The organism is Pseudomonas rhizophila, assembly GCF_003033885.1.
GTDB classification, from domain to species: domain Bacteria; phylum Pseudomonadota; class Gammaproteobacteria; order Pseudomonadales; family Pseudomonadaceae; genus Aquipseudomonas; species Aquipseudomonas rhizophila.
In genome coordinates, this window is sequence record NZ_CP024081.1 from 2,885,390 (window position 1) to 2,902,330 (window position 16,941).

The window sequence follows — 16,941 nt, forward strand, 5'->3', positions numbered from 1 at the left end:
TGATGCCCGTGGCGTCCAACTGCTTTGAGGGATACATATGAAGCTTCAACAACTGCGCTACATCTGGGAAGTGGCGCACCACGACCTCAACGTTTCCGCTACTGCCCAAAGCCTCTACACGTCGCAACCCGGCATCAGCAAGCAGATCCGCCTGTTGGAGGATGAGCTGGGTGTCGAAGTTTTCGCCCGCAGCGGCAAGCACCTGACCCGCGTGACTCCGGCCGGTGAGCGCATCATCACCACGGCCGGGGAGATCCTGCGCAAGGTCGAAAGCATCAAGCAGATTGCCCAGGAATTTTCCAACGAGAAAAAAGGCACGCTGTCGATTGCCACCACCCACACCCAGGCCCGTTATGCACTGCCTCCGGTGATCAGTAACTTCATCAAGCAATACCCGGACGTGGCCTTGCATATGCACCAGGGCTCGCCGATGCAGATCGCCGAAATGGCGGCGGACGGCACCGTGGATTTCGCCATCGCCACCGAGGCTCTGGAACTGTTCGGCGATCTGGTGATGATGCCGTGCTACCGCTGGAACCGCTGCGTGGTTGTGCCTCAGGGCCATCCGCTGACCAAGCTGCCAAAGTTGACGCTTGAAGCCTTGGCCGAATACCCCATCGTGACTTATGTGTTCGGTTTTACCGGCCGTTCGAAACTCGACGAAGCCTTCAGCCACCGCGGCCTGACCCCGAAAGTGGTGTTCACCGCCGCCGACGCCGACGTCATCAAGACCTATGTCCGCCTTGGCCTGGGCGTGGGCATCGTGGCGAAAATGGCCGTCGATACCAAGCTGGACGGCGATCTGGTGGTGCTGGATGCCAGCGAGTTGTTCGAGTCCAGCGTGACCAAGATCGGTTTCCGGCGCGGCACCTTCCTGCGTGGCTTCATGTGCGACTTTATCGAAAAGTTCGCGCCACACCTGACCCGGGAAGTCATGGCCAAGGCCATCCAGTGCCACAACAAGCAGGAACTCGAAGAGCTGTTCGACGGTGTGGAATTACCGGTGCACTGAACAGTGAGTGCTAGATCGCCTCGGTGACAGCGAACTGTTGCCGGGCGCCTGCGACGACGATCTCTACTTCATCCCCTTCGAACTTGCCCAGCAGGCTTCGTCCCAGCGGCGAGCGAGGGGTGATGACGGTGATCGGCTGGCCCACCAGCGACACTTTCAAGCCCGCGGCATCCGGTCCCAGAAACAACCATTGCTGGCGGTCATCTTCATCCGCCAGCCCGATCAGGGTGCCAATCTGAATGCCGCGCTGTTCGTCGTAGGGCCGGAGTATCAGGTTCTGGCAGAGGGCGAGGGCCTGGCGGATTTCTTCGACACGCCTGGCTTGCCCGGCAGCGAGGTAAGACGCTTCAAGACCCAGGGTGTCGTATTTGTTCTCGGCGATGTTTTCCTCGTGGGTCGCGGTTTCGTAGGCCGTCTGCGCGGCGCGCTCAGCGATACCCAGGTCAATCCTGAGTTTGTCGAGAATCAGTTGGTGAACGATCTGTTTGTTCATGATCAATCGCAAAACTGCAAAACGTTGGCCCGGCTCTTTTCACTGGGCGCGTTCTGGTCCTGTTGCAACCAGAACTGACACTTGGGGTTGGACAGGTTGCGAGGATCGCTGCGGGCTTGATCCAGGGCTTGTCGTTGTTCGTTTCGTTGCAGATTTTGCTGGTACTGCTCGAACATGGGGGTTGGTGGTTCCGGGGCCGGTTGCACCGCCGGTGGTTGCCCCAGTTGCTGCACGGCCGCGGCCACTGGCGCCAGTTGTTCGTTGAACAGGAATCTGGACAGCAGCCAACCGGTCAATACGATGGCGAGAAACCCCAGCCACAGGCCCAGGGCAATGCTGACGGTCAATTGCAAGGCTGTAAGGCGTGGCGCTGGCGGGTGATCGGACATGGCTGCTTCCTGGCAATGAACACGTGATAGGCGGCGATTGTCGCATGAAGATTAATCGCCGTCGGCTCTTCTGCATCATCGGTTTAATGCGGGACAATCAGGCCTTTGCCACAGGGATTCGGGAATGACCGTGCGCTGGGATATTTTTTGCACCGTCGTCGATAACTTTGGCGACATCGGCGTCACTTGGCGCCTGGCTCGGCAATTGGTGGCCGAGCATCAATGTGCGGTGCGGCTATGGGTCGATGACTTGCGGGCCTTTGAACGACTGTGTCCGCAAATCGACATCACGCTGTCCGAGCAATGGCAGCAGGGTGTGCAAGTCTGCCATTGGCCTGAGGTCTGGCCGTTCACCGACGCCGCCGATGTAGTCATCGCCGCGTTTGCCTGCCAGTTGCCGAGCGCCTACATGGATGCGATGGCCGAGCGGCAGACCACGCCGTTGTGGATGAACCTCGATTACCTGAGTGCGGAAGACTGGGTGATCGGGTGCCACGGATTGCCCTCGGTCAAATACAAGCACGTGCAGAAATATTTCTTTTTTCCGGGCTTCCGGGAGGGCACGGGTGGGCTGCTGCGTGAAGCCGGCCTGCTGGAGCGGCGTCGGCAGTTTCAGCAGGATGCCCAGGCGCAACGGATTTTCCTGGAGGCGTTGGGCGTCCATCGGACGCCGGGCTCGCGCCTGATCTCGCTGTTTGCCTACGAAAACGCCGGGCTTGCCAGTTGGTTCGATGCCATGGCGACCGATACCCAGGCCTCTCATGTATTGATCCCCGAAGGTCGGGTGCTCGGCGATGTCCAGCGTTGGCTGGGCATCGATGGCCTGAAGGCCGGTGCGGTACAGCAACGTGGTGCCCTGACGGTGCAGGTGCTGCCGTTCGTCCGCCAGGATCAGTACGATCAACTGCTATGGTGCTGCGATTTCAACGCCGTGCGGGGTGAAGACTCCTTCGTGCGCGCCCAATGGGCGGGTCGGCCGCTGCTCTGGCATATCTACCAGCAGGAAGAAGACGTTCATCTGGAAAAACTCGAGGCATTCCTCCGGCTGTACACCCACGGCCTTTCGGAGCCGGCTGAAAAAGCGATCAGCGGTCTCTGGCGATCCTGGAATGCTGGCCAAGACATGGCCGAACATTGGAAAATGGTCGATCAACAGCAGCAGGAACTACTTGATCATGCCCAGGCATGGTGTCTGGAACAGGCCTCGCGACCCGATCTTGCCGCAGCGCTGGTGAAGTTTTATGTAAATTGGATATGATACGCGGCCTAGATTTTTGTAAATCCCATCCAAATTCGGATATTCGCAATGAAAACTGGTAAAGAACTGAAACCCGGGACCGTGATCCGTCTCGAAAACGATCCTTGGCTGGTTCAGAAAGCTGAGTTCACCAAGTCGGGTCGTAACAGCGCGATCATGAAGACCAAGCTGAAGAACCTGCTGACCGGTTACAAAACCGAGATCGTCTACAGCGCCGATGACAAACTGGACGACGTGATCCTCGACCGCAAAGAAGCGACCCTGTCCTTCATCAGCGGCGACACCTACACGTTCATGGACACCACTGACTACACCATGTACGAGCTGAACGCCGAAGACATCGAAAGCGTTCTGCCGTTCATCGAAGAAGGCATGACCGACGTCTGCGAAGCCGTGTTCTTCGAAGAGCGTCTGGTCTCCGTAGAACTGCCGACCACCATCGTGCGTCAGGTTGACTACACCGAAGGTTCCGCTCGCGGTGACACTTCCGGCAAGGTAATGAAGCCTGCCAAACTGAAGAACGGTACCGAGCTGTCGGTTGCTGACTTCATCGAAATCGGCGACATGATCGAGATCGATACCCGCGAAGGCGGTTCCTACAAAGGCCGCGCTAAATAAGCGAAGTCTTGTGTATGAAAAAGCCCGACCATTGAGTCGGGCTTTTTCATGCCTGCGGATTATGTTCAGACAGAGGGCAGGATGGAGACGGTGGCGAGGGGATTTAATCCTGCCCTGTGAGAGCAAAGCTTGCTCGCGATCCAGACGCCTCGGTTCCGCGCTGTGTTCATCGCGGGCAAGCCTTGCTCCCACAGGGTTGCGCCACAAGTCACTTCAGATGTTGTTTCAGTTCTTGGGATACCTGCAACATCGCCGAACGCACCGCTGGCACCTGGCTCACCACATTGAGCAAACCATAATCGTGAATCATGCCGTTGTAGCGCACCGCCGTGACCGGCACGCCAGCCGCGTCCAGTTTACGGGCGTAGGCTTCACCCTCATCGCGCAACACGTCGGCCTCGGCGGTCTGTACCAGCGCGGGCGGCAGGCCCTTGAGTTGCGCGGTGCTGGCGCGTAACGGGGAGGCATAGATCTCGCTGCGTTGCCCGGCATCGGTGGTGTAGTTGTCCCAGAACCACTTCATCATGTTTTTACTGAGGAAGTGTCCCTCGGCGAACTGGTTGTAGGACGCCGTCTCGAAGCTGGCATCGGTCACCGGCCACAACAAGGCCTGGAATTTGATCTCCGGGGTACCTTTGTCCTTGGCCATCAACGCCACGACCGCTGCCATGTTGCCGCCGACGCTGTTGCCCACCACGGCCAGGCGCTTGCCGTCGACATTGATTTGCTTACCATGCTCGGCCACCCATTTCGTCGCGGCGTAGGCTTGGTTGATCGCTACCGGGTAATGCGCTTCCGGCGAAGGCGTGTAGTTGACGAACACCGCGACGGCACCTGATCCGGCCACCAGATCCCGAACCAACCGTTCGTGGGTTGGGAAATCTCCCAATACCCAACCACCGCCGTGGAAGAACATGAACACCGGCAGCTCACCCTTGACGCCGGCCGGCCGGACGATGGTCAGGCTGATCGGCTGGCCATCGACTTCAATAGTTTTTTCGCTGACGTCGGCCTTGGGCAAGCTCAGTTTCACCCCAGCCTGGGCGCCGACCAGTACCGCGCGGGCGTCCTTGGGCGACAGTTGCTCCAATGGCTTGCCGGTGCCGGCATTCAGCGCGTCGAGAAACGCCTGGGTGTTGTGTTCCACGATGCCGTCGGCGAACGCGCTGCCGACGCTCAGTGCCAGAAGGGTGCCGGTCAAGGCTTTGCTGAAGGTGTTCATGTGCATCTCCTTAAGTGCAGGCTGGAAGGTGTTGGTTAAACGGTGACGTGCAGGCGCACATCGACGTTGCCACGAGTGGCGTTGGAGTACGGGCAGACTTGGTGAGCTGCGTCCACCAGGCTCTGTGCATCGGCCAGGTCCAGACCGGGCAAGCTGATGTGCAGGTCGATGTCGAGGCCGAAACCACCGGGAATCTGGCCGATACCGACATGGGCGGTGATCGAGGCGTCATCCGCAATCTTGCGCTTGCTTTGGCTTGCGACGAATTTCAGGGCACCGATGAAGCAGGCCGAGTAACCGGCAGCGAACAGTTGTTCCGGGTTGGTTGCCGCGCCGCCTGCACCGCCGAGTTCTTTGGGGGTGGCGAGTTTGACGTCCAGGATGTTGTCGCTGGAGATTGCACGACCATCACGGCCACCGGTGGAAGTTGCGATTGCGGTGTAGAGCGTTTGCATGGTGAGAGCCTCGGTTTTGGTTGCTGTTGCAGCGCTAAATGTTTGTGCGCTAAGTAGGTGTGAGGCAAATGTATAGCGCTAATATTTTGCGCGCAAGATAAATTTTTAAGGGGAATTGAATTTCGCTCGCTCAAACGGCGTAGATCCCTTGAGTTAGAGCGGTTTCATCAGCTGAAAATTTTTTTTCAGGGAGGGGCGAAGGGGGTCAGGAGGTGATCGGACTGGTGCCATCGCGAGCAGGCTCGCTCCCACATTTTGATCTTTGGTGGACGCACTTTTTGTGTTCAACACAGATCGTTGTGGGAGCGAGCCTGCTCGCGATAGCGTTGGGGCAGTTGACGGTGCTGCTGGACAGGCTGCGTTTCAGAGGCTGTCTTGCAAATTCCCGCGCAGCTCTTGCAGGTCATGCTGCAGCTTCTTCAATTGCTCCAGGGTCTGGCCACTGGCGCCGAGAATGCACTGGGGAATGTTGAGGGCCTTTTCCTGCAGGGCGCGTCCCTGTTCGGTGAGCTCGACGATGACCACGCGTTCATCCTCACGACTGCGGGTGCGGCTCAGCAAGCCCTCGGCCTCCAGGCGCTTGAGCAACGGGGTCAGTGAACCCGGATCGGTGAGCAGGCGGTTGCTGATTTCCCCGACAGTCAGGCCGTCCTTTTCCCACAGCACCATCATCGCCAGGTACTGCGGATAAGTCAGGCCCAGGGCTTGCAGCAGCGGCTTGTAGACTTTGGTCATCAGCAGCGACGTGGAGTGCAGGGCGAAGCACACCTGGTTGTCGAGCAACAGGGCTTCGCAGGGGTCGGGGGTGTCGCGTTGGGTGCTCATGGCAGAACCTTCAATCAATGATCGCTACGAATCTAGCGGGCGAACCTTTAATGCGCCAGATAATTCTGACGTTCTGATCGGAAGTTGCGTTCCCCCGCGAGCGCCGACTGCGTAGGATAAGCGCCCTGATCAAGGGGGAATCGGCTGTGATCGAAGGTGTGATGTATCTGGCGTTCGGTGCCGCATTGGGCACTTTGGGGGGATTGTTCGGGATTGGTGGCGGGTTGATCGCCATTCCGGTGCTGGGCCTGTTGTTCGGCCTCGATCAGCAGATCGCCCAGGGCACGGCCCTGGTGATGGTCGTGCCAAACGTGATGCTCGCCTTGTGGCGCTACCACCAGCGCAATCGCATTGAAATGCGTCATGTACTGCCACTGGCCTCCATGGGTTTTTGCTTTGCCTGGCTTGGCTCGATCTGGGCGGTGGGTATCGACGCGCAAAGCATGCGAATCGGCTTCGTGGCCTTCCTGATCGTGCTGGCGGCCTACAACCTGATTCGCATGTTTGCCGCCAGCCCCCCGGCTTCGGCGCAGATGCGTTATGGCTGGCCGTGGCTCGCCGTGTTGGGGGCGGCGTCGGGGACCATGGGCGGATTGTTCGGTGTCGGCGGGGCGGTCGTCGCGACGCCGTTCCTGACCAGCCTGTTCGGTACCAGTCAGGTGGTCGCCCAGGGATTGTCTCTCTCGTTGGCCTTGCCCAGTACTGGTGTGACCCTCGCCACGTATGCGGTGCATCACCAAGTGGACTGGTGGATCGGCCTGCCGCTGGCCGCTGGTGGCCTGCTCAGTATCAGTTGGGGGGTAAAAGTCGCCCACGCCATGCCGGAGCGGCTGCTGCGCGGGCTGTTCTGCGGTTTCCTGGTGCTGTGCGCGATCTTGCTCGCCTTTAAAGTTTGAAACCTTCGACGATGTGCTCGGCCAGGCACTCGGTGATCGGCGACGGATTATGCAGGTTGCGGATCAGCATGATGCTCGCTTCGGGCAACTGCGGCAGGTTTTCCGCCTCGCCCAGCACGCGCATGTCCGGGGTCAGCAGGCTTTCCAGTTGCGCGGTGATCGCCAGGCCCGCGCCAACCACTGCCATGAGCGCCGACAGGCTCGAGCTGTTGTACGCCACGCGATAATCGCGGCCCATGGCATCCAGTGCATTGCAGGCCCATTGCCGGCAGAAGCAATCACTGTTGAACATCGCCAGCGGCAACGGTGTTTGTTCGTGGACGTTGAAGCATGCCGCTTCGGCCCAGACAAAGCGCTCCTTGCGCAATAACTGGCCGATTTCGTCCCCCGGTTTACGGGTGACGATGGACAGGTCCAGATCCTGGCGCAGCAGCAACTGCTTGGACGACTCGCAGTGCACTTCAATTTCGATCAAGGGATAGAACTGGGCGAAGCGCTGCAGGATCCCCGGCAAAAAACGCATCACATAATCGTCCGGGGTGCCGATGCGCACCGTGCCGACCATGTGCGGCTCACGCAGGGTGTTGAACACTTCGCTGTGCAGCTTGAGGATCCGTCGGGCGTAGCCGAGCAACACTTGGCCTTCGGCGGTCAGCTTGACCTGGCGCCCGTCACGCTCGAACAGCCGCCGCTGCAATACATCCTCTTCCAGTCGCTTCATCTGCATGCTGACGGCGGACTGGGTGCGATTGACCAACTCACCGGCACGGGTGAAACCGCCCTGGTCAGCGATGGCGACAAAGGTACGCAGCACTTCCGTATCGATGCTCGGGTAACTCGACAATTGATCAATCTCCGAGATGTATTGCATAAGAAACATTCGTTGGATTGATCTTAGCGTTAGCGTGAGACTTGAGCCATCCCCAACGGAGGACATCACGATGAAAGGTCAAAAAGGTTATCTACTGATAGAAAAACTCTCATCCCATGGTTTTTCCATCAGCGCTCTGCTGCACAAGTTTAGCCGCTGGTACGAATTGCACCACGAACGTGAACTGCTTGCCGGAATGAGCGATGAGGCGCTCAAGGACATCGGCGTCAGCCGTGCCGACGTCGAAAAGGAAGTGGTTCGGCCATTCTGGGATGACCCGATGCACAAATGAGCCATCCTTCCCTACACAAACCGCTTAATGGTGAGGTAGGTTGCGAGCAGACAAGGAGATCTTCATGCCCGCGACTCTGTCCTTTACCCTCAAACAGGCCCGGCGTCTGGCGCTGGCCGCCCAAGGATTCGACGGGCGGCCGACGTCAGCTTCGGTGCAACCGGCGCGCCTTAACCGCCTGATTGAGCGCCTCGGCGTCCTGCAGATTGATTCGGTCAATGCATTGGTGCGTTCGCACTACCTTCCGCTGTTTTCCCGTCTCGGTCACTACACCTCTGATTTGCTCGACCAGGCAGCCTGGAGCCAGGGTCGACGTCGTACGCTGTTCGAATACTGGGGTCATGAAGCCTCATTGCTGCCGCTGGCGATGTATCCGCTGATGCGCTGGCGCATGGAGCGTGCGTCCCGCGGTGAGGGCATTTATCGACAGTTGGCGCAGTTCGGTCAGGAGCGTCAGGATGTCATTCGCCGCGTACTGGCTTCGGTCCGCGAGCAAGGTGCGGTGGGGGCGGGCAGCTTGTCCACGCGCCAGGAAAAGGCCGGCCCCTGGTGGGACTGGAGCGCCGAGAAGCATGCGCTGGAATGGCTGTTCGCGGCGGGTGAAGTGACGGTGGCGGGGCGGCGGGGCTTCGAGCGGCTTTACGACTTGCCGGAACGCGTGTTTCCGTCCTCGGTCCTGCAACAACCGCTGCCTGACGAGCCCCAGGCTCAGCGCGCCTTGCTGCTGCATGCCGCCCAAGCCTTGGGTGTGGGCACCGAGAAAGATTTGCGCGACTATTTTCGACTCGATCCGGCCGATAGCCGTGGACGACTGGCCGAACTGGAGGAGGCCGGTGAACTGGTGCGCTGCCAGGTGCAAGGCTGGAAGCAACCGGCCTGGTGCCGACCCACCGCGAAGATTCCCCGCAAGGTGGCGGCCAGTGCGTTGTTGTCGCCCTTCGATTCATTGGTCTGGGAGCGTAGCCGTACCGAGCGGCTGTTCGATTTCCGTTATCGGCTGGAGATTTATACCCCGGCTCACAAGCGGGTGTATGGCTACTACGTGCTGCCATTCCTGCACAACGAACGTATCGCCGCGCGGGTGGATCTGCGGGCGGAGCGGGCTTTGGGTCGATTGGCGGTGCATGCCGTGCACGAGGAGGCGCCGGGGCTGGACGAGGAAGGGATGCAGGCTTTGGCGCTGAACCTGCGACGCTTGGCCGACTGGCTGGGGTTGGCGCGGGTCCAGCTCAATTGCGCTCGGGCGGGTGGGGTTCGGTTGGCGGGGGCGTTGGCTGAGGTGGGGGGTGACTGAATTGGCCTCATCGCGAGCAGGCTCGCTCCCACAGTTGACCTTTGGTGAACACAGGATTTGTGAACGCCGCGGTCAATGTGGGAGCGAGCCTGCTCGCGATAGCAATCCAACAAACGGCGAATGACTTACTGACTCACCGCCTCACCTGCTTCAACGTCTCGGCAATCAAAAACGCCAGTTCCAGCGACTGATCGGCATTCATCCGCGGATCGCAATGAGTGTGGTAACGGTCCGACAGCCCGTCCTCGGTGATCGGCCGCGCGCCGCCAATGCACTCGGTGACGTTCTGCCCGGTCATTTCGATGTGGATGCCCCCGGCATAGGTGCCCTCGGCTTCGTGAACCTGGAAGAACTGTTTCACTTCCCCGAGGATTTGCGCGAAGTCCCGGGTCTTGTAACCGCTACTGGCCTTGATGGTGTTGCCGTGCATCGGGTCCGAACTCCACAGCACCTGCTTGCCTTCTCGTTGCACGGCGCGCAATAGCTGCGGCAGGTGATCGCCGACCTTGTTCGCGCCCATTCGCGCGATCAGGTTAAGCCGCCCCGGATCATTGTCCGGATTGAGCACGTCGATCAGACGGATCAAGTCGTCGGGGTTCATGCTCGGGCCGACCTTGACGCCGATCGGGTTGTTCACCCCGCGCAGGAATTCGACATGGGCACCGTCCAACTGACGGGTGCGGTCACCGATCCACAGCATGTGGGCCGAGCAGTCGTAGTAGTCGTTGGTCAGGCTGTCGCGGCGCACGAAAGCTTCTTCGTAATTGAGCAGCAGCGCTTCGTGGGCGGTGAAGAAGCTGGTTTCGCGCAATTGCGGCGAGCTGTCCATGCCGCAGGCGCGCATGAAGGCTAGGGTTTCGTCGATACGGTCGGCCAGGTGGCTGTACTTCTCAGCCAGGGCCGAGTTGGCGATGAAGTCCAGGTTCCACTTGTGCACCTGATGCAGATCGGCGAATCCGCCCTGGGCGAAGGCCCTTAGCAGGTTCAAGGTGGCGGTGGACTGATGGTAGGACTGCAGCAGCCGCTCCGGGTCCGGTACGCGGCTTTTTTCGTCGAAGCCGATGCCGTTGACGATGTCGCCGCGATAGGCCGGCAGGGTTACCCCGCCAATCGTCTCATCGTTGGCCGAGCGCGGTTTGGCGAACTGTCCGGCCATACGACCGACCTTGACCACCGGGCAACCGGCGGCGAAGGTCATGACGATGGCCATTTGCAGCAACACCTTGAAGGTGTCGCGGATCTTCGCCGCCGAGAACTCGGCAAAGCTCTCGGCGCAGTCGCCGCCCTGCAGCAGGAAGGCCCGGCCTTGGGTGACTTCGGCGAACTGACGGCGCAACTCCCGGGCTTCACCGGCAAACACCAGCGGCGGATAACTGGCCAGGGTCTGCTCGACCTGCAGCAAATGCGCCGCGTCGGGGTATTGGGGTTGCTGCTGGATCGGCAGGGCGCGCCAGCTGTCAGGGCTCCAGGGTTGGCTCATCATGATCTCTAGGTGGTTTACGCTCGGGCTGCCATGTTATCAGCAAATTAGTGCGTGACCTGTTTGCGTCGCTTCGCGGACAATCGCGCTTTTGCCCCGGTTATGTTCAGGGTCAGCGCAGCCACAGGAGATGAAATGACAGAGGAGCGCGTCGAGCATTTGCTCGCCGAAGTGCATGACGAGTTCGGTGTTATCCGGGTTCTCGAAGTGGCGGACTACCGTTTTCTGGAATTTGGCGATGCCATCGAACAGAGCTGCGTGTTCACGGCCGACCCGAGCTGGCTCGAATATGATTACACCCGCGCCATGTTGATTGGCGCGTTGTGCCACGAGCAGCCGGAAAGCGCGCTGTTTCTTGGGCTGGGCGCCGGGACGCTGACCCAGGCTTGCCTCAAGTTTCTGCCGCTGGAAGATGTCGAAGCCATCGAACTGCGCCCCGATGTGCCGCGCCTGGCCATCCAATACCTGGGGCTGGACGACGATCCGCGGCTGTACATCCGCGTCGGCGATGCCCTGGAGCTGCTTGAAACCGCCGAGCCTGCGGATTTGATCTTTGTCGACCTCTATACCGACGTCGGCCCTGGCGTCGGGCACCTGGCCTGGGGTTTTCTGGAGAACTGCCAGAAACGCCTCAACCCCGGCGGCTGGCTGGTGATCAACCAATGGGCCACCGACGACGGCAAGCCATTGGGCGCGGCGCTGCTGCGCGGCTTGTACCACCGGCATTACTGGGAGCTGCCGGTTAAAGAAGGCAATGTCATCCTGATCGTGCCGGCGGATCTGGACCAGGAACTGGACATGCAAGGACTGGTCGCCCGGGCCGAAGGGCTGGCGCCGCGGCTGGGTTATTCGTTGCAGTCGTTGATCAAGGCCATTCGTCCGGCGACTTGATAGGCAAGCTGTCGGAAGGTAAATCGTTTAAGCCGGTTGTCCCGACGCCCATGACAGCCAGTCCCATAACCGGGTTTGGCAATAAAAAATCTCCCTTTTCGGGCGATTTCCGGTATAGTGCGCGCCGGCCTTTAGCCGGGCCGCGTCAAGGTAGCGCAATTCCCCGAAGCCAGCTTCGGTTGCATGTCCGCACAACGGATGCTTCCACGACGTTCTTTTTCATTCATTCGTTTTCGCAAATCCCCGCCGACAAAGCAGCCAGGGCGACTCTTGAGTCTCAACACGGCATGCGCAGCTTTGGAGCATGGGTCTTTGCGGATGCACTTAGAGGCAGACCCATGACCCAGGAAACCGGCGGCTTCGTCGCTTTTAATCTTAATCCGAACATTCTTGCAGCCGTCATTGCGACCGGTTACGAAGAACCTTCGGCTATTCAGCAGCAATCGATCCCGATCATCATGGCCGGTCACGACATGATTGGTCAGGCGCAAACCGGTACGGGTAAAACCGCCGCGTTCGCCCTGCCGATCCTGCATCGCATCGATCCTGCTAAGCGCGAACCGCAAGCCCTGATCCTGGCGCCAACTCGTGAGTTGGCGCTGCAAGTAGCAACCGCTTTTGAAACCTACTCCAAGCAGATGCCTGGTGTAACCGTTGTGGCTGTTTACGGCGGCGCTCCAATGGGCCCGCAACTCAAAGCCATCCGTAACGGCGCGCAGATTGTTGTCGCCACTCCGGGCCGTCTGTGCGACCACCTGCGTCGTGACGAAAAAGTCCTGGCCACCGTGAACCACCTGGTTCTCGATGAAGCCGACGAAATGCTCAAGCTGGGTTTCATGGATGACCTGGAAGTCATCTTCAAGGCCCTGCCAGCGACCCGTCAGACTGTATTGTTCTCGGCCACTCTGCCGCAGTCGATCCGCGCCATTGCCGAGCGCCACCTGCGCGATCCGCAACACGTAAAGATCCAGACCAAGACCCAGACCGTCACCGCGATCGAACAGGCTCACCTGTTGGTTCACGCCGACCAGAAGACCTCGGCCGTACTGAGCCTGCTGGAAGTCGAGGATTTCGACGCCCTGATCATGTTCGTACGTACCAAGCAAGCGACCCTGGACCTGGCCAGCGCCCTGGAAGCCAAAGGCTACAAAGCCGCTGCGCTGAACGGTGACATTGCCCAGAACCAGCGTGAGCGTGTGATCGACTCCCTCAAGGATGGCCGTCTGGACATCGTTGTGGCCACTGACGTTGCCGCCCGTGGCCTGGACGTTCCGCGCATCACCCACGTGTTCAACGTGGACATGCCTTACGATCCGGAATCCTACGTTCACCGTATCGGCCGTACTGGCCGTGCCGGTCGCGAAGGTCGTGCACTGCTGCTGGTCACCCCGCGTGAGCGCCGCATGCTGCAAGTGATCGAGCGTGTAACCGGTCAGAAGGTCGCCGAGGTTCGCCTGCCGGACGCCCAGGCAGTTCTCGATGCCCGCATCAAGAAGCTCACCAACAGCCTGTCGCCACTGGTGGCTGACGCCGAATCGACCCACGGTGATCTGCTCGATCGCCTGACCGCCGACATCGGTTGCACCCCACGTGCCCTGGCCGCTGCTCTGCTGCGCAAGGCCACCAATGGCCAGGCGCTGACCCTCGCTGCGATCGAGAAAGAACGTCCACTGGTGCCGAACAACGCACCGCGTGGCGATCGTCCAGAGCGTAGCGGTGATCGTCCGGACCGTGGTGATCGCGAGCGTCGTGCGCCGATCCCGCTGGCCGAAGGCCGTGCGCGCTGCCGTACTGCGCTGGGTGCCCGTGACGGCATCGCGGCCAAGAACCTGCTGGGCGCCATCCTCAACGAAGGCGGTCTGGCTCGTGAGGCCATCGGTCGCATCCAGGTACGTGACAGCTTCAGCCTGGTAGAGCTGCCGGAAGATGGTCTGGAGAAGTTGCTGACCAAACTGAAGGACACTCGTGTCGCCGGCAAGCAGCTTAAACTGCGTCGCTATCGCGAAGATTGATCCGCTCTCGGGCTGATTGATCGAACATAAAAAATCCCCGACTGGTTCGGGGATTTTTTTTGCCTGAAGCTGGGTGTCTTTTCAGGGCGAGCCCATCGCGAGCAGGCTCGCTCCCACAGTGGCACAGGTAAATGCAGTCAAATGTGGGAGCGAGCCTGCTCGCGATTGAACGCGACTCGGTTCATCAGTCAAACCGATAGATGTCCATCCCCAAAGCCCCCAGGGTGAACCCCTGATGGGCAACGCTGAATTCACCTCCCGCACCCCGGGCAAAATACAACGGCAACAAGTGCTCGTCACTGGGATGGCTGCGCACGGCGTGGGGTGCCTGGCGACGGTAATCATGCAGCGCGGCTTCGTCGTCCTCTGCCAATTTCTCCACCATCCAGTCACGAAAAGCCTTGGCCCAGGGCTCAATGCTTTCGGGGCCGGCGTTCCAGTCCAGGTCGCGCAGGTTATGGGTGATGCTTCCTGAGCCGATCAGCAACACGCCTTGCTGGCGCAGGCTCGCCAAGGCCCGGCCGACCTGGGTTTGCAGCGCCGGCCCTTGTCGGCTGGGCAGGGAGATCTGCACGACGGCAATCTCGGCCTTGGGGTACATCAAGGACAACGGCACCCACACGCCATGATCGGAGGGTCGCTCTGTGTCCAGGCGTGCCGGCAGGTGTGCGGCGTTGAGCAGGGCCGCCACTTGCCCCGCCAATTGTGGATCGCCCGGCGCCGGATATTGCACCTCGTACAGAGCCGGCGGGAAGCCGCCGAAGTCGTGCCAGGTCCGTGGATGCGGATTGGCGCTGACCAGCAGTTCACTGCTTTCCCAGTGCGCGGACACGATGACGATGGCTTTGGGTGTGGGCAGTTGCGCGGCGAGGCGAGCCAGTGCCGGGCCGCTGTCGCCGGGTTCCAGGGCCAGCATCGGTGAGCCATGGGAGATAAACAGGCTGGGCAGCATGAACGGACTCCTGAGCGTTAAGATGTCGCCATCTTCTGTCAGGTCTATGATCTAAATCTAATATAAGTTTTAGCCCGTTTTAATCGGTTTTTCTGGAGTGAGTGATGGAGCCTGAGTTTTGGCACAAGCGCTGGTCAACGAATCAGATCGGTTTTCATTTGCCAGAGGTGAATCCCTATCTGCAACGTTTCTGGCCGCAACTGGGGGTTGAGCAGGGCAGTCGGGTGCTGGTGCCCCTATGCGGGAAGACGCTCGACCTCTTGTGGCTTGCCCAACAGGGGTATTCGGTACTGGGGGTGGAGCTGTCGGAAAAAGCCGCCGCGGATTTCTTCCTTGAGCATCAGCTTGAGCCGAGCGTGAGTGAAGAGGGCGCATTCAAGGTGTTCCGTGCCGCTGACATTGAAATCCGCTGCGGTGATTTCTTTGCCCTGAGCCCGGAGGATGTGAGCGATTGCACGGCGTTGTACGATCGCGCTGCATTGATCGCCCTGCCTGGGCCGATGCGGGAGCGGTATGCGGCTCATCTGCAGAAGATTCTGCCGCAGTGTGTCGGATTGCTCATTACTCTGGATTACTCACAGGATGAAATGCCTGGCCCGCCGTTTTCCGTAGGGGATGACGAAGTGCAGAGGCTGCTGGGCGAGGTCTGGCGGCTGGAGGTATTGCAGGAGCAGGATGTGCTGGGGGAAAGCTGGAAGTTCTTGCAGGCTGGGGTCAAAAGGCTGGATGAGCGGGTGTATCGGGTTTCCAGTCGTTGATGTGGCGTGCCCGCTGGCCTTATCGCGAGCAGGCTCGCTCCCACAGTTGATCCGTTGCGAACTGTGAATTGGCGCTCGCCGAAGACGCCCTGTGGGAGCGAGCCTGCTCGCGATGGGGCCAGACCAGGCAACTCATAAATCAGGCAGAAAAAAAGCCCGCATCGCTGCGGGCTTTTTCTTGAAGCTTGAACCTGTCAGCCGCGACGACGCAGTGCGTCGATACGCTCTTCCAGTGGCGGGTGACTCATGAACATGCGAGCCAGGCCTTGCTTGATGCCACCGTTGATGCCAAAGGCATTGAGGGTGTCGGGCATGTGTACCGGCAAACCTTGCTCGGCACGCAAGCGTTGCAGGGCGCCGATCATGGCGCTGGTGCCAGCCAGGCGTGCGCCGGCATCATCTGCGCGGAACTCACGTTTGCGCGAGAACCACATGACGATGGCGCTGGCGAGGATGCCCAATACCAACTCGGCGAAAATGGTCGCCACGTAGTAGGCGATGCCCTGGCCTTCTTCATTCTTGAAGATCACCTTGTCGACGAAGTTGCCGATGATGCGGGCAAAGAACATGACGAAGGTGTTCACGACGCCCTGGATCAGCGCCAGCGTCACCATGTCGCCGTTGGCGACGTGACCGATCTCATGGGCCAGCACAGCCTTGACTTCATCCGGCGAAAACCGCTCGAGCAAGCCCTGGCTGACGGCGACCAGCGCGTCGTTCTTGTTCCAGCCGGTGGCGAAGGCGTTGGCCTCGTAGGCTGGGAAGATGCCCACCTCCGGCATCTTGATGCCGGCTTCGCGTGACAGCTGCTCGACGGTTTGCAGCAGCCATTGTTCGTGGCGAGTGCGCGGCTGAGTGATGATCTGGGTGCTGGTGCTCATCTTCGCCATCCACTTGGAGATGAACAGCGAGAACAGGGAACCGGCGAAACCGAACACCGCACAGAAGATCAGCAGCTGACTGAGGTTGAGGTCAACCCCGTTGGCCGCCATGAACCCGTTGAAGCCAAAAAGGCTCAGGGTGATGCTGGCAATCAGCACGACCGCCAGGTTAGTGGCCAAAAACAGCAGGATGCGCATCATGGTTGTGGAAATCTCCTCATGCTAAAGATGTAGCGTTATGCGGGGTATATAAGGTGCCGCCGCAGGCTATTCAACACGCCGACTATTTCAAACTGTGTCCTACACGCGTCGCAAATGTTTGAAAGACTTTTCTGAAAGTGA

At 59.9% G+C, this 16,941-nt stretch carries 18 protein-coding genes; 9 read left to right on the forward strand and 9 right to left on the reverse strand.

The window, feature by feature from the left end; genetic code table 11:
• Positions 1-37 precede the first annotated feature (37 nt).
• Entirely contained in the window at positions 38-1,012 is a 975-nt protein-coding gene (gene cysB / locus CRX69_RS13595) for an HTH-type transcriptional regulator CysB (protein ID WP_018603112.1), read from the forward strand.
• Positions 1,013-1,022: 10 nt separating this feature from the next.
• Here cysB and CRX69_RS13600 read toward each other — a convergent pair whose 3' ends face one another.
• Both CRX69_RS13600 and CRX69_RS13605 read right to left on the reverse strand, forming a co-directional pair.
• Positions 1,023-1,505 carry a GreA/GreB family elongation factor gene (locus CRX69_RS13600; RefSeq protein ID WP_047226356.1) on the reverse strand — a complete coding sequence of 161 codons (483 nt, stop codon included), beginning with the start codon at positions 1,503-1,505 and terminating at the stop codon, positions 1,023-1,025.
• A gap of 2 nt (positions 1,506-1,507) precedes the next feature.
• The gene (locus CRX69_RS13605; RefSeq protein WP_092458927.1) at positions 1,508-1,894 is read right to left on the reverse strand and encodes a cytochrome b family protein; all 387 of its coding nucleotides are present in this window, start codon (positions 1,892-1,894) and stop codon (positions 1,508-1,510) included.
• Between the two features lie 124 nt (positions 1,895-2,018).
• On the opposite strand from CRX69_RS13605, the gene earP reads away from it, so the two are divergent.
• Together earP and CRX69_RS13615 are read left to right on the forward strand one after the other, a co-directional pair.
• Positions 2,019-3,152, forward strand: coding sequence for an elongation factor P maturation arginine rhamnosyltransferase EarP (gene earP, locus CRX69_RS13610; RefSeq protein ID WP_107322170.1), 1,134 nt, complete (start codon positions 2,019-2,021; stop codon positions 3,150-3,152).
• A 48-nt stretch (positions 3,153-3,200) separates the two neighbouring features.
• Complete coding sequence (locus CRX69_RS13615; protein ID WP_003199385.1) at positions 3,201-3,770, forward strand: elongation factor P; 570 nt, start codon at positions 3,201-3,203, stop codon at positions 3,768-3,770.
• A gap of 208 nt (positions 3,771-3,978) precedes the next feature.
• Here CRX69_RS13615 and CRX69_RS13620 read toward each other — a convergent pair whose 3' ends face one another.
• The 3 genes from CRX69_RS13620 to CRX69_RS13630 all read right to left on the reverse strand — a co-directional run bounded on the left by CRX69_RS13620 (position 3,979) and on the right by CRX69_RS13630 (position 6,272).
• Positions 3,979-4,992: an alpha/beta hydrolase gene (locus CRX69_RS13620; protein ID WP_107322171.1), complete on the reverse strand. Its 1,014-nt coding sequence runs from the start codon at positions 4,990-4,992 to the stop codon at positions 3,979-3,981.
• A gap of 35 nt (positions 4,993-5,027) precedes the next feature.
• Complete coding sequence (locus tag CRX69_RS13625) at positions 5,028-5,447, reverse strand: organic hydroperoxide resistance protein (protein WP_047226360.1); 420 nt, start codon at positions 5,445-5,447, stop codon at positions 5,028-5,030.
• 363 nt (positions 5,448-5,810) lie between these two features.
• Positions 5,811-6,272 (reverse strand): MarR family winged helix-turn-helix transcriptional regulator, encoded by a 462-nt coding sequence (locus CRX69_RS13630; protein WP_047226361.1) that lies wholly within the window; start codon positions 6,270-6,272, stop codon positions 5,811-5,813.
• A gap of 161 nt (positions 6,273-6,433) precedes the next feature.
• Between CRX69_RS13630 and CRX69_RS13635 the strand changes: the two genes are divergently transcribed.
• Positions 6,434-7,168 carry a sulfite exporter TauE/SafE family protein gene (locus tag CRX69_RS13635; RefSeq protein WP_047226362.1) on the forward strand — a complete coding sequence of 245 codons (735 nt, stop codon included), beginning with the start codon at positions 6,434-6,436 and terminating at the stop codon, positions 7,166-7,168.
• Here CRX69_RS13635 and CRX69_RS13640 read toward each other — a convergent pair.
• Entirely contained in the window at positions 7,158-8,012 is an 855-nt protein-coding gene (locus CRX69_RS13640) for a LysR substrate-binding domain-containing protein (RefSeq protein ID WP_171061402.1), read from the reverse strand. The two genes, CRX69_RS13635 and CRX69_RS13640, sit on opposite strands and share 11 nt — an antisense overlap.
• A 97-nt stretch (positions 8,013-8,109) precedes the next feature.
• Here CRX69_RS13640 and CRX69_RS13645 point away from each other — a divergent pair, with 97 nt between their 5' ends.
• Positions 8,110-8,331 carry a DUF1127 domain-containing protein gene (locus tag CRX69_RS13645; RefSeq protein WP_047226364.1) on the forward strand — a complete coding sequence of 74 codons (222 nt, stop codon included), beginning with the start codon at positions 8,110-8,112 and terminating at the stop codon, positions 8,329-8,331.
• 64 nt (positions 8,332-8,395) lie between these two features.
• Positions 8,396-9,625: a winged helix-turn-helix domain-containing protein gene (locus CRX69_RS13650; RefSeq protein ID WP_107322172.1), complete on the forward strand. Its 1,230-nt coding sequence runs from the start codon at positions 8,396-8,398 to the stop codon at positions 9,623-9,625.
• Between the two features lie 133 nt (positions 9,626-9,758).
• On the opposite strand, the gene CRX69_RS13655 is transcribed toward CRX69_RS13650, so the two are convergent.
• A complete protein-coding gene (locus tag CRX69_RS13655; RefSeq protein WP_047226366.1) occupies positions 9,759-11,105 on the reverse strand; it encodes a class II 3-deoxy-7-phosphoheptulonate synthase in 1,347 nt (448 codons plus the stop codon).
• A 135-nt stretch (positions 11,106-11,240) separates the two neighbouring features.
• Between CRX69_RS13655 and CRX69_RS13660 the strand changes: the two genes are divergently transcribed.
• Positions 11,241-11,996, forward strand: coding sequence for a spermidine synthase (locus tag CRX69_RS13660; RefSeq protein ID WP_047226367.1), 756 nt, complete (start codon positions 11,241-11,243; stop codon positions 11,994-11,996).
• A gap of 338 nt (positions 11,997-12,334) precedes the next feature.
• A complete protein-coding gene (locus tag CRX69_RS13670) occupies positions 12,335-14,008 on the forward strand; it encodes a DEAD/DEAH box helicase (protein WP_047226368.1) in 1,674 nt (557 codons plus the stop codon).
• Between the two features lie 184 nt (positions 14,009-14,192).
• Here the strand turns inward: CRX69_RS13670 and CRX69_RS13675 are convergent, their stop codons facing one another.
• Positions 14,193-14,960: a DODA-type extradiol aromatic ring-opening family dioxygenase gene (locus tag CRX69_RS13675; protein ID WP_047226369.1), complete on the reverse strand. Its 768-nt coding sequence runs from the start codon at positions 14,958-14,960 to the stop codon at positions 14,193-14,195.
• A 104-nt stretch (positions 14,961-15,064) separates the two neighbouring features.
• Between CRX69_RS13675 and CRX69_RS13680 the strand changes: the two genes are divergently transcribed.
• Entirely contained in the window at positions 15,065-15,718 is a 654-nt protein-coding gene (locus tag CRX69_RS13680) for a thiopurine S-methyltransferase (protein ID WP_107322173.1), read from the forward strand.
• Positions 15,719-15,912: 194 nt separating this feature from the next.
• Here the strand turns inward: CRX69_RS13680 and htpX are convergent, their stop codons facing one another.
• On the reverse strand, positions 15,913-16,800 hold the full coding sequence (gene htpX, locus CRX69_RS13685; RefSeq protein ID WP_047226371.1) for a protease HtpX: 888 nt from the start codon (positions 16,798-16,800) through the stop codon (positions 15,913-15,915).
• Between the last annotated feature and the right edge of the window lie 141 nt (positions 16,801-16,941).